General features: G+C 48.1%; 15 protein-coding genes. 13 read left to right on the top strand and 2 right to left on the bottom strand.

The window, feature by feature from the left end; genetic code table 11:
• The first annotated feature begins 113 nt into the window (after positions 1-113).
• The 8 genes from apaG to HWI92_RS00960 all read left to right on the top strand — a co-directional run bounded on the left by apaG (position 114) and on the right by HWI92_RS00960 (position 6,282).
• Positions 114-500, top strand: a complete 387-nt coding sequence (apaG, locus tag HWI92_RS00995; protein WP_204660350.1) for a Co2+/Mg2+ efflux facilitator ApaG/CorD — start codon at positions 114-116, stop codon at positions 498-500.
• A 45-nt stretch (positions 501-545) separates the two neighbouring features.
• Positions 546-1,322: an O-methyltransferase gene (locus HWI92_RS00990; protein WP_204660349.1), complete on the top strand. Its 777-nt coding sequence runs from the start codon at positions 546-548 to the stop codon at positions 1,320-1,322.
• A gap of 16 nt (positions 1,323-1,338) precedes the next feature.
• A complete protein-coding gene (locus HWI92_RS00985; RefSeq protein ID WP_204660348.1) occupies positions 1,339-2,316 on the top strand; it encodes a glycoside hydrolase family 43 protein in 978 nt (325 codons plus the stop codon).
• 145 nt (positions 2,317-2,461) lie between these two features.
• The gene (locus HWI92_RS00980; RefSeq protein WP_229248668.1) at positions 2,462-3,226 is read left to right on the top strand and encodes an EcsC family protein; all 765 of its coding nucleotides are present in this window, start codon (positions 2,462-2,464) and stop codon (positions 3,224-3,226) included.
• Positions 3,227-3,239: 13 nt separating this feature from the next.
• Positions 3,240-4,028 carry an MlaE family ABC transporter permease gene (locus HWI92_RS00975; protein WP_204660347.1) on the top strand — a complete coding sequence of 263 codons (789 nt, stop codon included), beginning with the start codon at positions 3,240-3,242 and terminating at the stop codon, positions 4,026-4,028.
• Position 4,029: 1 nt separating this feature from the next.
• Positions 4,030-4,794 carry an ABC transporter ATP-binding protein gene (locus HWI92_RS00970; protein WP_204660346.1) on the top strand — a complete coding sequence of 255 codons (765 nt, stop codon included), beginning with the start codon at positions 4,030-4,032 and terminating at the stop codon, positions 4,792-4,794.
• A 95-nt stretch (positions 4,795-4,889) separates the two neighbouring features.
• The gene (locus HWI92_RS00965) at positions 4,890-5,807 is read left to right on the top strand and encodes an MlaD family protein (protein ID WP_229248659.1); all 918 of its coding nucleotides are present in this window, start codon (positions 4,890-4,892) and stop codon (positions 5,805-5,807) included.
• Between the two features lie 103 nt (positions 5,808-5,910).
• Positions 5,911-6,282, top strand: a complete 372-nt coding sequence (locus HWI92_RS00960) for an Hpt domain-containing protein (RefSeq protein WP_229248657.1) — start codon at positions 5,911-5,913, stop codon at positions 6,280-6,282.
• A gap of 7 nt (positions 6,283-6,289) precedes the next feature.
• On the opposite strand, the gene HWI92_RS00955 is transcribed toward HWI92_RS00960, so the two are convergent.
• Both HWI92_RS00955 and HWI92_RS00950 read right to left on the bottom strand, forming a co-directional pair.
• Positions 6,290-7,483 (bottom strand): glycosyltransferase family 2 protein, encoded by a 1,194-nt coding sequence (locus HWI92_RS00955; RefSeq protein WP_204660344.1) that lies wholly within the window; start codon positions 7,481-7,483, stop codon positions 6,290-6,292.
• 2 nt (positions 7,484-7,485) lie between these two features.
• Positions 7,486-8,403, bottom strand: coding sequence for a glycosyltransferase family 2 protein (locus HWI92_RS00950; RefSeq protein ID WP_204660343.1), 918 nt, complete (start codon positions 8,401-8,403; stop codon positions 7,486-7,488).
• A gap of 176 nt (positions 8,404-8,579) precedes the next feature.
• Between HWI92_RS00950 and HWI92_RS00945 the strand changes: the two genes are divergently transcribed.
• The 5 genes from HWI92_RS00945 to HWI92_RS00925 are packed head-to-tail and all read left to right on the top strand — an operon-like array spanning position 8,580 to position 12,326.
• Complete coding sequence (locus tag HWI92_RS00945; RefSeq protein ID WP_204660342.1) at positions 8,580-9,131, top strand: hypothetical protein; 552 nt, start codon at positions 8,580-8,582, stop codon at positions 9,129-9,131.
• Positions 9,128-10,285: a response regulator gene (locus HWI92_RS00940; protein ID WP_204660341.1), complete on the top strand. Its 1,158-nt coding sequence runs from the start codon at positions 9,128-9,130 to the stop codon at positions 10,283-10,285. Before HWI92_RS00945 ends, HWI92_RS00940 begins: the two co-directional genes overlap by 4 nt.
• A gap of 4 nt (positions 10,286-10,289) precedes the next feature.
• A complete protein-coding gene (locus tag HWI92_RS00935; protein WP_204660340.1) occupies positions 10,290-10,628 on the top strand; it encodes an STAS domain-containing protein in 339 nt (112 codons plus the stop codon).
• A 4-nt stretch (positions 10,629-10,632) separates the two neighbouring features.
• On the top strand, positions 10,633-11,211 hold the full coding sequence (locus HWI92_RS00930) for an ATP-binding protein (RefSeq protein WP_204660339.1): 579 nt from the start codon (positions 10,633-10,635) through the stop codon (positions 11,209-11,211).
• Entirely contained in the window at positions 11,208-12,326 is a 1,119-nt protein-coding gene (locus HWI92_RS00925) for an acyltransferase family protein (protein ID WP_204660338.1), read from the top strand. The genes HWI92_RS00930 and HWI92_RS00925 overlap by 4 nt, the downstream gene beginning before the upstream one ends.

The following is a 12,326-nucleotide window of genomic DNA, read 5'->3' as shown; positions in this document are numbered from 1 at the left end:
TTTGTTTTGGTTTGTCCCCGATTGATTACTATTTTCGTCAGGACGGAAAATTGATTTTGGCTTCCAAAAGCTTGTTTTTCACGTTATTACCTCACCAGACATCCTTATTTTTTATGGTTTCCAAAGTTACGGATGGTGTGAAAGTCACTGTAATGACAGAGTTTCAGCCGGATTACTCCAACCCGGCCCAGGACCATTACGTTTTTACTTATAAAATCCTCATCGAAAACCATAGCGAGCATACCGTCAAGTTGCTGCGGCGCCACTGGCACATTTACGACGCCAACGGAACCGTGCGGGAAGTAGAAGGTGCAGGCATTGTGGGCCTGCAACCTATCCTGGAACCTGGCGAGGTACATGACTATGTATCGGGCTGCAACCTTCGGACGGATATGGGCAAAATGTCCGGCACTTACCTGATGGAACGCGTCATTGACGGACGGCACTTCAAGGTGATTATCCCTGCATTTTCCCTCGTAGCTCCTTACCGCCTCAACTGATCCTTGTTTGCCGCTGTTTGTCTGCTCCATTAACCCCTTAGAAATTTGATTGCGTCTTACCTTAAGTACCTTTGGAGAGCCGGAAATGAGCATTCCATTCATTCCCCGTTTCTTTTTGAACTGTATACCAGGGTAATCCGAAACAAAAAGGCTGACCTGCCCGATTTCACTTTATTAAAATCATTCCGAAACGAGCTCCTGCACTGTACACTGGAAATTGAGGTGCGGGACCTTGGTGCGGGATCAAGGGTCAATAAATCCAATCGCCGGAAGGTGCGCGACATTGCCCGCAATGCTGAAAAACCTGAAAAGTTCGGAAAGCTTTTCTACAGGCTCGTACAGCATTTTCAACCTGCCACCGTGCTGGAACTGGGTACTTCTCTCGGTCTTTCCACCTTGTATCTTGCCAAAGCGGCTCCCTCGGGCAGTGTGTACACCTTTGAAGGCTGTCCAGAAACTGCGCGCTATGCCCGCCAGAACTTCTATAAGCTGAAAGTGGAAAACATAGAGGTGATTACGGGGAACATTGATGAAACCCTGCCGGCATTTCTGGCCGGGACGCCAAAGCCCCTTGACTTTGCCTATTTTGATGCAAACCACCGTTTTGAACCTACCGTGCGGTATTTTGAGCAATGCCTTCCGCATGCACACAATGATTCTGTCTTTATATTTGATGATATATACTGGTCTGCAGAAATGACGCAGGCCTGGGAGCAGATAAAAAAGCACCCCTCGGTGACCCTTACCGTTGATCTTTTCTGGATCGGACTGGTCTTTTTCCGGAAAGAGCAGGTTAAGGAAAATTTTGTTTTAAGATTTTAAATACATACTCACCCAAATGAAAAAAACAGCTTCAATTCTGCTTTTTGCTACAATTTGCTTCCCTGCGCTATCCCAAAGTACGGCGAGCAAGCCCGGAAACCCTGTATTCCCGGGCTGGTATGCGGACCCTGAGGGAATTATTTTTGGCAAGAAGTTCTGGATATATCCCACCTACTCGGCGCCCTACGAGCAGCAAGTTTTCTTCGATGCTTTTTCGTCGGACGATCTGAAAACCTGGAAAAAGCACCATGCTATACTGGATACCTCATCCGTGAAATGGGCAAAAAAAGCCATGTGGGCCCCATCGATTATCGAGAAGGATAAAAAATATTACTTCTTTTTTGGCGCCAATGATATCCAGAGCGATCAGGAAAAAGGCGGAATTGGTGTCGCTGTAGCCGATAAGCCCGAAGGTCCGTTCAAGGACTACCTGGGCAAGCCGCTGATCGACAAATTTCATAATGGCGCACAGCCGATTGACCAGTTTGTTTTCAAAGACAAAGACGGACAACACTACCTTTTCTATGGCGGTTGGCGGCACTGCAATGTCGCCAAGCTCAACAAGGACTTTACCGGCTTCATTCCTTTTCCTGATGGTACTACCTTCAAGGAAATCACGCCTGAGGGTTATGTGGAAGGTCCTTTTATGTTTATCAGAAATGGAAAATATTACTTTATGTGGTCAGAAGGCGGCTGGACAGGACCTAATTACTCCGTGGCCTATGCCATCGCTGACTCCCCTTTCGGCCCATTCAAAAGGGTAGGAAAAATCCTTCAGCAAGATCCTCAGGTAGCTACAGGCGCAGGGCACCACTCGGTAATCCAGGTACCGGGAAAAGATGAATGGTACATTGTTTACCACAGACGCCCGCTGACCGAAACGGACGGCAACCATCGCGAAACCTGCATAGACGTGATGTCTTTCGATGATAAAGGAATGATTAATCCGGTGAAAATCACCCGGGAAGGTACAGCACCTGTAAAGCTGAAATAAGCTCCTCCCCATCCATTTTGCGCCGCTGGCGTACACTGCTACCGTGTTTTTGTCCGTGCCTCCAAATGGCACGGACAACATGGAATGATTTTTGCTGATCCGGGGTAAATCCGACAGCCACAAAAATCAAGATGTACCCCATTGTATGCTTCTAGACGGCATGTATACCCCCTACGAAGAGACGGCCAGGGCCGAGCTCATGCGGTGGCAGCAGAAAATGGACAAACGTCCCAACTTTATAGACCGGACTTCCAAGCGAGTTCAGGATAAGCTGAACGGTATTATTCCGGACAAGATCCACCAGATCATTACTGCCACCATCAAGCAGACGATGCGCGGTGTACTGTCGGGTGCAGAATACACGACGTCCACACCAGTACGTCAGCGGACTTTGGAAGACATCGAGGCGGAAGTAAAACGACGAATTAACTTTTATAAAAAAGCAGGTGCTGCCGAGGGCGGCATTACCGGAGCAGGCGGCTTTTGGCTCGCACTGGCCGAATTTCCGGTGCTGATTGGTATCAAAATGAAGCTGCTGTTTGAAATAGCAGCCCTCTACGGATACCCGGTTGATGATTATCGTGAGCGCCTTTTTATCCTGCATGTGTTCCAGCTTACGTTTTCCAGCCAGAAAGGCCGGCGGGATGTACTGGAACAGATTACGGGCTGGCAGGCCAAAAGCAAAGCATTACCCGAAGACATTCATCAGTTTGACTGGAAAACCTTCCAGCAGGAATACCGCGACTACATTGACCTGGCCAAGATGGCCCAGCTGATTCCCGGCATCGGGGCAGCAGTAGGCATTATTGTCAACTACCGCCTGCTCAACCAGCTTGGCGCCAATGCAATGAATGCATATCGCCTGCGGTGGTTTGAGGAAAAACACACTCTAATTTCAGTAACGCGTTGATTTAACTATTTGAATGAGCACAAAGCAAAGGGACCACGTTTACTCCAAAGGCATTGACTCCGCATTAACAGCTGTTTACAATGGTTATACTTTCTTTATCCGGTTCTGTCGTGAGCTTTTCCGGGGCAGGATGGAATTCCAGGAAATTGTAAAACAGTGTTATGCGATCGGCAACAAATCCCTGCTCCTGATCAGCCTCACGGGCTTTATTACAGGAATGGTTTTTACAAAACAATCACGGCCTTCGCTGGCTGAGTTCGGGGCAACATCCTGGCTGCCCTCCCTGGTGTCAATTGCGATCATCCGGGCGCTGGCCGCCCTGGTTACTGCATTGATCAGTGCGGGAAAAGTAGGATCCAGTATCGGTGCCGAGTTAGGCTCCATGCGGGTAACCGAGCAGATCGACGCCATGGAGGTGTCTGCGGTAAACCCGTTTAAGTTTCTGGTCGTCACCCGCGTACTCGCGTGTACGGTAGCTATTCCGGTGCTGATGTTCTACTGTACACTGGTGAGCTTGCTGGGCGCATTCCTGAATGTGACGCTGAATGAAGGCACTAGTTTCGTCTCGTTTTTTCAAAATGCATTTGAACAGATCACTTTCCTGGACCTTGGCACTTCAGTAGCCAAAGCAGTTGCGTATGGTTTTACGATCGGAATTGTGGGATGCTACCAGGGATATAATGCCAGCAAGGGTACCGAGGGAGTAGGAAAAGCAGCCAACTCATCTGTGGTCATTTCCATGTTTATGATCTTCCTGGAAGAAGTGATTATTGTTCAGGTTTCGAACTATTTCAGAGTTTAATATGATTGAAGAAAATCCAGGCACAGATACTGTAATCAGGATCAGGGACCTTTATAAGTCTTTTAGCGACCTGCACGTACTGCGCGGAGTAAACCTCGATGTAAACAGGGGTGAAAACGTAGTGGTACTCGGCCGGTCGGGTACCGGTAAGTCCGTATTGATCAAGATTATTGTTGCCCTGCTCACACAGGATCGCGGTGAATGCAACGTACTCGGACGTGAAGTATCTGCCCTGAACGAAAAGGAACTTCGTGACCTGCGTCTCAAAATCGGATTCTCATTTCAGAACAGCGCACTTTATGATAGTATGACAGTGCGGGAAAACCTGGAATTCCCCCTCGTCAGGAACGTGGCCAACCTTACACGGGCCGAGATCGATGAGCAGGTGGAGAGCGTACTCGACGCGGTTGGTTTGCTGCAAACGATCAACCAGGTGCCGTCTGAACTTTCGGGCGGGCAGCGCAAGCGGATCGGTATTGCCAGGACACTGATCCTGAAACCCGAAATCATGCTGTACGATGAGCCCACAGCTGGTCTCGATCCCATTACCTGTCTTGAGATCAATGAGCTGATCAATGAGGTAAAAGAGAAATACCACACCAGCTCGATTATTATTACCCATGACCTTACCTGCGCACGCAGCACCGGTGACCGTGTCGCTATGCTTCTGGACGGGCATTTTCTTAAACAGGGCACATTCGAGGAGGTATTCGAATCGGATGAGCCAAGGATCAAAAGTTTTTACGATTATAATTTTATTCAATAATGGAAAAGTCAGCCAAAAAGCGCTCTGTCACCGTAGGTCTGTTTGTTGTCATAGGCATTCTGATTCTTGTATTGGGCATTATCACTATAGGTAGTATGAAAAAGGTTTTTTCAACTACCATCACGGTCAAAACGATCTTTGAGGATGTCAATGGTCTGAAACCGGGCAATAACATCTGGTACTCGGGTGTGAAAATAGGAACGGTGAAGAGCATCCGTTTTCTGGAAAATTCCAAGGTGGAGGTAATGCTCCATATTGAGGAAAAGTCACAGGAATTTATCCGTAAAAACGCGAAGGCCAAAGTGAGTACGGACGGTCTGATCGGTAACAAGATCATTGTACTTTACGGAGGCACCACCAAGGTCCCATCCATTGAGGACGGTGATGAGATCACGGTTGAAAAGATAGAAAGTACCGAGGAAATGCTGGCTGTTTTGCAGGAAAACAACAAGAACCTGCTGGGCATCACAAGTGCATTTAAAACAATCAGCAAGAATATCCTGGAAGGAAAAGGTACCGTGGGTATGCTGCTGAATGACGAGCGCCTCTACAAAGATGTGGACCAGACATTGGGTACGTTGAAAATAGCATCGTCAAATGCACAGAAAATGACGATGGCACTCGCAAGCTATACCGACAAGCTGAACCAGAAAGGCGGCCTGGCCAATGATTTCGCCACGGATACGATCATCATGACGAACCTTCGCGGTACAGTTGGAAAACTGAATGAAACCGTAGTTTCAGCCAATGAAACCATCAACAACTTGAAAGCAGCCAGTGCCGATCTTAACTCCAATACGACCAGCCCGGTAGGTGTACTGTTGCATGACCAGCAGACTGCGTCAAATATTAAGGAAACATTAAAAAACCTGGAAAGCAGCACAGGAAAGCTTGATGAAAATATGGTTGCTTTACGCTCTAACTTCCTGTTTAGAAGATATTTTAAGAAAAAAGCGAAAGAAGAAGCCAAACAACCCGCGAAAGAAGAAGTAAAAGAAGAGTCGAATCAATAAATTCCATAAATTTGTAAAAATAGTTTTCAGAGCCTGTATAGAAATGACTTTGGTACTATTTTAACGTACTTGGATTGATGACTTCTGGAAAAATTTTACTTAAATGATGGCGCTACAACTTAACCCGGTTCTGGATGTTGAATACCTCGATCAGGCCTATGGTGACGACCCGGTGATTCTCTACATGATCTTTGATGCTTTTCTCAGTGACTCTTATCCAAGGTGGATTGCACTGGAAAATGCCCTGCAAACCGGAGATATGAAGGAATCAGCGAGTATTGTACACGGGCTCAAACCTTCATTTACCATGACGGGCCTCACCGAGATCCGCTCAGAAGTGGAGGTGCTCGAAAAAGCGATCAAGGAGCAGGAATCTGATGAGGAACTGATGTCTATGTACAAAAAGATATCCGGCGATCTGAATGTGATTATTCCGGTCCTCGAACAGGAATCTGCACGTCTGAAACAGATCTAGCCGGCTGTTAAAGGCCGGCCGAATGCGGCTGAACACTCTTTCTTTTTGCTTTGTCCCATGCTGCACTTTGTCGTCCGCCCAGGTACCGCCGTATACCTGCGAGTACCGCATAGTTCATGACGCAGAAATAGTATGGGACAAAAAATGCTTTTACCTTGATTTTACGCCTTTCCATGATCCAACCTGCCAGCGCAAGAGTGTAAAATAACAGCTGGGCAATCAGGATGATGGCATACAAGGCGCCCCCGACCATTGCCATGATCGCGATATTCAGCAGCAATGCAAGGATCATCAGAAATGGTGTGACCGTCCACCGTAACACGCGGTGGCTGATGTACTGAAACGAAAGTACCGGGTAACTTACCGGATTCAGCAATTTACCCAGCCGGGTGATAGACTGAATACCTCCCGCAGCAATCCTTACCTTACGTTTAAGCTCTTCCTGAATATTGTCCGACGAGGTTTCGGAAGCATACGCATCCGGCTCATATACAATGCGGTAACCCTGGCTGGCGATCAGCATGGAGATCATAAAGTCGTCCAGTATCGTATCAGGCTCCACCTGGCGGTACAATGCACGGCGGACACTGAACAGCTCCCCCGCCGCACCCACCACGGAGTACAGTTCCGAATCCCATCTCTTCAGGGCAGACTCATATTTCCAGTAAAAACCTTCTCCCGCGGTGGCATCGGACACCGCATCCTGCATCACCCGTTTTTCACCGGATACCGCTCCTACCGTCGGATCGGCATAATGGCGTGCAATGAGGAGCAGCGCATCCTGGTTCAGGAATGTATTTGCATCCGTAAAAACCACTACCTCGCTGTCCACTTCATGCATGGCACGGTGAATCGCCTGTATCTTCCCGCTCCGCGCCGGCGTATGCATCAGCCTGAGTTCGGGATAGCGGGCGATTATGTCAGGGGTACGGTCCGAGGAACCGTCTGTTACAAACAGGATGCTCAGCTTGCCCTGCGGGTACGACAGCTGCAAGGTGTCCCTGATCTTCTCTTCAATGATACTTTCCTCATTATAGGCAGCAATCACAAGAGTCAGCGTGGGAAAATCCTGGTCCAGGCCGGGAGGTACCCGCCGACCTTTGACCGCACGCCGAATGAGTACAAGAATGTAAAGCAAGATCCCGTAGCCCAGGAAAGTGTAAAAAACGATGAAAATGCTCAGCCAGAATATCGGTTCCATGGTCAGCGTGAAAGTGGGAAGCCCAGGTGGGTACTATCCGGTTTGTTGGTAAAATGCCAGGTAATTGCTTTCAGGAAAACGGGGATAAAACCATATTCTCCATTGCGCAGGTACTGAAAAATGTTGCGGGGAACTACCGCTGCCAGGAAGTAGCAGCAGAAGATAAAGAAAGCAGACGAAGGTGCATTTTTACGTATAAATAAAATCCGGTTGCGGTTCATGAAGAATTCCTTAAGTGCCGTCCTCTTGCCTACTGACACAGATTCTTTATGGTAAATAAGTGCGGAAAGGTCCGTGTGGATCTCGTAACCTGCCTTCCTGATCCGCTCGCACCAGTCGAGCTCTTCATAGTACAAAAAGTAATTTTCGGACATTAATCCTGCCTTTTCCAGCGCTTCCCTGCGGATCATCATAGCCGCGCCGTGAGCATAGCCGGTTACTCCGCTCAGGTGGTCGTACTGGCCGCGGTCCGTTTCGAACTGACCAATGCATGCATTGCGGCATGTATAATAGTTCATCGGGGTATAGCCGGTGTACTGCAGCATATCCGGCTGATCAAAATAGTGGATCTTGGGTGAAATCATCCCGATGCGCGGGTTGGCTTCAAGCCTGTCCACGAGCTTGCCGATGAGGTCAGCCGTCACTTCGGTATCATTGTTGATCAGGAACAGGTAGTCGCCCGTCGCATAGCGGATCCCCAGATTATTTCCCCCCGCAAAGCCCGTATTCACATCCGAGCGGATGAATTTGACGTTCCAGTACTTCACCTCCCACTCCGGCACCACATTGACTTTGCTGCCATTGTCGACCACGATGATTTCCAGATCGGGGTAGGTATTTACTTCCAGCAAGGATTTCAGCAGATCCTCGGTCACTTTGGGCTGGTTATAGTTGACCGTCACAATGGAAACACTTTTCATTTATTAATCGTGATAATGCTGAAAAGAAAGAATATTTTCGGAGATTTGTAGAAGTATTTCAAATTTAGCAATAAAAACTTAGCTTTAAGCAAATTGTCCTGCTACAATGCAAGTTTTGTCGATTTCAGGAATGATTTTGTAGGTAAGGGGGTAAAATATAACCGGTTATTGGTAAGGTGAAAATCAAACGGCTGCTTGAACTTGGAAAAACATCTGACCTGCAAACAGAAAATGTGTCTCAGGCTTTGCCCGCAGGATCGCTGCTGGAACAAAAGGTTCGTGAGCTTATCGAAGTAATTGACCACTCCGGCGCGGATACAAAAGCAGCAAAGACCTACCAGCAGGAGATTGCAGAAGCATTTGAGCGGGCTGCTGAGGGAGAAAAACAGATTGCTTCTTTCCAGGAGCTTGATAAGGACAACAATCTTTCGAGGGAAGAGCTGCTGGAAGGACTGGAAAAGCTGCTGGCAGAAAACCAGCTAGACAGCGAAATGAGTAAAAACTACCTTCGCAGGAATACTGCGCAAAGGATTGTACTCTTTTTCGTGGCCATTTTACTGATCGTCGTGGGGTTTGCCATGATCATCATGCCAGCTCCCCCCAGCTTTGAAATCTTCACGGTTTTCTACTTCAATGTCAATGACGGTGTGACGATCATGGACCTGGTGTCGCTCCTGATCATTTTCGGAGGCGTATTCCTGTTTGTGTTAAACTTCAATAAGAAATGATCACGTACCAGGATCCTCCTACCAGCGTCAAAAAAATACTGATTGTCGAAGACAATCTTGTTTTCAGGAAGGTGATTGAAGTATCCCTGCAGAAAGCCGGCTACACCTGCGTGCTCTGCCAGTCTGCTACCGAAGCCCTGGACCTGCTTCTCGACGAAACGCCCGATCTTATCATTTCGGACTACGACATGCCCGAAATGAATGGTTTTGATTTCAGGCAGGCGGTACTGATGAACCCCAATGTGAAGGATATTCCCTTTGTTTTCCTGACGTCGTTTACGGATACCCCGCTCGTACTGAAAGGCTTGAACATGCATGCGCTGGATTTCATCAACAAGGAAACGCCCATTCCGGTAATCATCTCCAAGCTGAATAACATTATCGTATCCTTGCAGAACGAGCATGACAAGTCTGTCAAGGAGCTGAAAGTAGCGGCCGAAACGCTCAATGTGCAATCCATACCGATGCGGAACCCGGAAGTGAGCGGGTTCACCATTCATTTTTGGCACAAGGGATACAGAGGCTATCCGGGTGGTGATTTTATTGATTTTGTAAAAATAAATGATCGCTTCTGCTTCGGCTTTCTGGGGGATATCATGGGAAAAAAGTGGAAAGCCTGGTTTTTCACCTTTGGCTTCCTGAGCTACATACGGGCGGCGATCCGGTTTTGCGTGCTTGATAATGACCTCTCGCTCGACACCATTGTACAGAAAATCAATAAACTGATTTATCTGGACGAGAGTCTGGAAAACATCCTGTCGAGCCTCTCGCTGATTCTGATGGACAGTGAAACCGGCGACGTACATTATACCGGCGCAGGCGACCTGCCGCTCATTCATTACCGCAGTGTTGCGTGCAGCACGGATACGGTACTTTCATCGGGCCTGCTCCTGGGTTTGCTGGAAGAAGGCATGTACGACAAACAGATTATCCGGATGGAGCCCGGCGACCAGCTCGCCATTTTTACAGACGGCATGATTGATATTCCTTCCAACGGATCCAAAAAGAGCGACTACCCATTCTTTGTCCAAAAAATCACTCCCTACCTGGGCCAGCCGGCTACGTTTGACCGGATCAAAGCGCACGTACTGGGGAGCATCAATGACGGCAACCAGATGGATGACGCCAGCATCATATTTATCGAAAAAAAATAACCCGATGATCCTAGAGACCAAAGACGTAAACGGTGTGGTGCAGGCCACCATTCTCCCTGAGGAGGCGAGCCTCTCCAATGCGGAACAATTCAAGGAAGAAATGATCAGCCTGGTGGCAGGCGGCTCAAAGCTCGTTATGGTCAGCTTTGAGAATGTAAATTACATTGACAGCTCGTTTCTGGGCAGCCTCGTGGTTGCACTTAAATATGCCATACCGCGCAAAGTGGACATTTACCTCGTCTCCCTCAAATCAGATGTAGGTAACCTGCTGACGCTCATCCGCATGGACAAAGTATTCAAGATTTTTAAAGATTACGAACAAGCGATGGAATCCCTCGGCTAGGCACATGAACGAATCCCCCCACAAGATCGAATTCCAGTTTCAGAGTACCCGGGAAAACATCCCGGGAATACTCCGGAACTGTCTTGAACATATCAGACAACAAACCCAGTTCGAGCCGATTGATGAAGAAGTACTATCCAAGATCAAGTGGGTAATTACTGAAATGCTGACCAATGCCGTAAAGCATTCAGGCGTAGACCAATGTATGCTGACGATCCACCTGGATACGGGCAAACTTGTGCTGGAAAAGGAAGATCAGGGCGAGCCGCTGACGCTGGTTGAAACGCCGGGGGGAAATAAGGTGATCTGGCCGCTGGCACAGCTGAATGGCAACGTCAATTTCCAGATCTACCATAATGGAGAGGAGTCGCTGCGGGTGCGGACCAACAATGCAAAAACAGCTTTTTTCTTTACCGAGCAACTTGAAGGTAACCATGCTCCCGAGTTATTTTTTGACACCAGCGAACACTTCGGATTGCTGATCATGGTGAAGGCATCCGAAGAATTTACCTACGAATACGACCCTGAGTCGCGTACCAACCGGTTCAGAACTACTTTCAATCTTAAAAATCCGCTGACATGAAGCACAGGTTTGAAGTGCTCGATATTTTCAGGGGGATGTTTGCGTCCCTCGTGTTCCTGTTTCATCTTGGCCCCTTTGCCGAAACCCCCATCCTGAACAACAGCTTCGTCGAAAATTCCGACATGTTTGTTGACTTCTTCTTTGTATTAAGCGGCTTCGTGATCACATACAGCTACCAGTCGCTGTCGGACGGCAGCCAGATGAAATTGTTCCTTGCCAAGCGCGTGTACCGCATTTATCCGCTGCACTTTGTGATGCTGCTGGCATTCCTCGGCATGGAGGTCGCCAAAAATCTGCTCAGCCCTTATATACAGGTCAATAACCTGGTGAACCCGGCCAACAATGCCTACACGTTTTTCACCTCGCTTTTTCTGGTCAATTCCACTCCCCTGCCCAATGTTCATGACGTGAGCTGGAATATACCAAGCTGGTCTATCAGTGCTGAAATGATATCTTATGTTGTTTTCGGCAGTCTGCTGGTGTGGATCAACAGTTCGCATCAGTTCCGTAACCGCAACATCTTTTACGCAGCGGTGGTACTGATTGCACTTGCGGGTCTGGCAACGTTTTCCGGCAGCCTGCAGATCAATTACAGCTTCAATTACGGATTCCTGCGTGGCATACTCGGCTTTTTCACCGGTGCATTGTGCTTCAACCTGTTCAATGCCACCCACCTGCGGGTACGAACCATGAATGCGGCCCTTTTTTCGGCAGGTGAACTGCTTTCACTGGGTGCAATCGCGTATTGTATTTATCACGGGGAAATGATGAAGCCGCTCGGTGCGGTATTCGAGGTGCTCTTTTTTGTATGCATTTATATATTTTCGTTTGAAAAAGGCATTATCTCCGCTGCTCTCAAAACATCAGGGCTGCTGCACAATTTGGGCAAGTACTCTTACTCCATTTACATGACGCACGCCCTGCTGATCAGCCTCTTCAATGTATTGTTTATCCGGATCCTGAAATTTCCTCCGGGTGCCTATTCTTACCTGTTTATCCCCAATTTCATACTGATCTACTACGTTTCCGCGTGGACTTACAAGCACATCGAAATGCGTTTCCAGTATAAATCTGTAAAGAGGCAGGAGCCGCTGGGTGAGGCAGTGCGGAAGTGA

It is taken from the genome of Dyadobacter sandarakinus (assembly GCF_016894445.1).
In the GTDB taxonomy this organism is placed as follows: Bacteria; Bacteroidota; Bacteroidia; order Cytophagales; family Spirosomataceae; genus Dyadobacter; species Dyadobacter sandarakinus.
This window is presented reverse-complemented; position numbering and strand designations above follow the sequence as displayed.

Excerpts from the sequence above, each read along its gene's own strand:
- HWI92_RS00975 (WP_204660347.1), top strand. The coding sequence starts at position 3,240 with ATGAGCACAAAGCAAAGGGACCACGTTTACTCCAAAGGCATTGACTCC.
- HWI92_RS00980 (WP_229248668.1), top strand. The coding sequence starts at position 2,462 with ATGCTTCTAGACGGCATGTATACCCCCTACGAAGAGACGGCCAGGGCC.
- HWI92_RS00935 (WP_204660340.1), top strand. The coding sequence starts at position 10,290 with ATGATCCTAGAGACCAAAGACGTAAACGGTGTGGTGCAGGCCACCATT.
- apaG (WP_204660350.1), top strand. The coding sequence starts at position 114 with ATGGTTTCCAAAGTTACGGATGGTGTGAAAGTCACTGTAATGACAGAG.
- HWI92_RS00930 (WP_204660339.1), top strand. The coding sequence starts at position 10,633 with ATGAACGAATCCCCCCACAAGATCGAATTCCAGTTTCAGAGTACCCGG.
- HWI92_RS00955 (WP_204660344.1), bottom strand. The coding sequence starts at position 7,483 with ATGGAACCGATATTCTGGCTGAGCATTTTCATCGTTTTTTACACTTTC.
- HWI92_RS00965 (WP_229248659.1), top strand. The coding sequence starts at position 4,890 with ATGAAAAAGGTTTTTTCAACTACCATCACGGTCAAAACGATCTTTGAG.
- HWI92_RS00925 (WP_204660338.1), top strand. The coding sequence starts at position 11,208 with ATGAAGCACAGGTTTGAAGTGCTCGATATTTTCAGGGGGATGTTTGCG.
- HWI92_RS00950 (WP_204660343.1), bottom strand. The coding sequence starts at position 8,403 with ATGAAAAGTGTTTCCATTGTGACGGTCAACTATAACCAGCCCAAAGTG.
- HWI92_RS00985 (WP_204660348.1), top strand. The coding sequence starts at position 1,339 with ATGAAAAAAACAGCTTCAATTCTGCTTTTTGCTACAATTTGCTTCCCT.
- HWI92_RS00960 (WP_229248657.1), top strand. The coding sequence starts at position 5,911 with ATGATGGCGCTACAACTTAACCCGGTTCTGGATGTTGAATACCTCGAT.
- HWI92_RS00970 (WP_204660346.1), top strand. The coding sequence starts at position 4,030 with ATGATTGAAGAAAATCCAGGCACAGATACTGTAATCAGGATCAGGGAC.
- HWI92_RS00940 (WP_204660341.1), top strand. The coding sequence starts at position 9,128 with ATGATCACGTACCAGGATCCTCCTACCAGCGTCAAAAAAATACTGATT.